Origin of the sequence: Sphingomonas sp. CFBP 8765, assembly GCF_014841445.1 — a bacterium.
Lineage (GTDB): Bacteria > Pseudomonadota > Alphaproteobacteria > Sphingomonadales > Sphingomonadaceae > Sphingomonas > Sphingomonas aerolata.
Genome location: NZ_JACYTY010000030.1, coordinates 1 through 1,129, shown reverse-complemented (window position 1 = coordinate 1,129; position 1,129 = coordinate 1). Strand labels below are relative to the sequence as shown.

At 66.5% G+C, this 1,129-nt stretch carries 1 protein-coding gene; it reads left to right on the top strand.

Features of this window, described 5'->3' with window-relative positions; genetic code table 11:
- Positions 1-1,117 (top strand): IS3 family transposase gene (locus IFT87_RS20090; RefSeq protein WP_249403491.1). Its coding sequence is split into 2 segments (ribosomal slippage), with 1,118 coding nucleotides annotated over them: positions 1-225 and positions 225-1,117; the frame shifts between segments, so codons are not numbered across the junction. This gene is flagged as partial in the annotation.
- Positions 1,118-1,129: the final 12 nt, after the last annotated feature.

The following is a 1,129-nucleotide window of genomic DNA, read 5'->3' as shown; positions in this document are numbered from 1 at the left end:
GCGTGTCGCTCGTCGCCCGCCGGCACGGCATCGGTGGCAATCAGATCTTCACCTGGCGGCGCTTGATGGCGCAGGGTGCGCTGACCGCCGCGACAGCGGGCGAGGAAGTGGTGCCGGCGTCCGAGTACCGAGCGCTCGAGGCGCAGGTTCGCGAACTACACCGGCTGCTCGGCAAGAAGGCCATGGAGAACGAGCTGCTCCGCGAGGCCGTGTCCCGGGCCGCAGGCCCAAAAAAACTGCTGTTGCGCTCGACCTCGTTGCCGCGGGATGGACGGTGAGCGCGGTGTCAGGCGCGGTCGGAATTGCTCGCCCACACCTGTCCGCAATGCGCCATCGCCCAGCGCCCCGACCACGCGGACGACCGCCGCTGCCGGATGCCGAGCTGGTCGCCGACATCCGCGCGCTCGTCGCCGATCTGCCGACCTATGGCTATCGCCGCGTTCATGCTCTGCTGCGCCGGGAGGCTGAAAAGACTGGGCGCGAAGCGCCCAACCCGAAACGCGTCTACCGCGTCATGAAGGTGCATGGGCTGCTGCTGCAGCGTGACGGCGAACGCCGCGAGGAACGGCGGCACGATGGCCGGGTCGCCGTCGATCTGCGCAACACCCGCTGGTGCTCCGACGGGCTGGAGATCACCTGTGACAATGGCGAGAAGGTACGCGTCGCATTCGCGCTCGACTGCTGCGACCGTGAGGCGATGGGACACGTGGCGACGACGGGCGGCATCACCGCAGAGGACGTCCAGGACTTGATGGTCGCCACCGTCGAACATCGCTACGGACGGGTGAACCGCGTGCCCCAACCGATCGAGTGGCTTACCGACAACGGCAGCTGCTACACCGCTTGCAACACACGCGCCTTCGCCCGAGACATCGGGTTGATCCCGCGCACGACCCCGGTCAGCAGTCCTCAATCGAATGGCATGGCTGAGGCGTTCGTTCGCACCCTCAAGCGCGACTATGTCCGCGTGAACCCCAGGCCGAATGCCCAGAGCGTCATCGACCAACTGCCCGGCTGGTTCGCCCATTATAATGAAGTGCATCCGCACCGCGCTTTGCGCTATCGGTCCCCACGCGAGTTCATCGCGCAAACCTGCGAGGCTCTGTCAGGCCTTTAGGGGGCAACAACA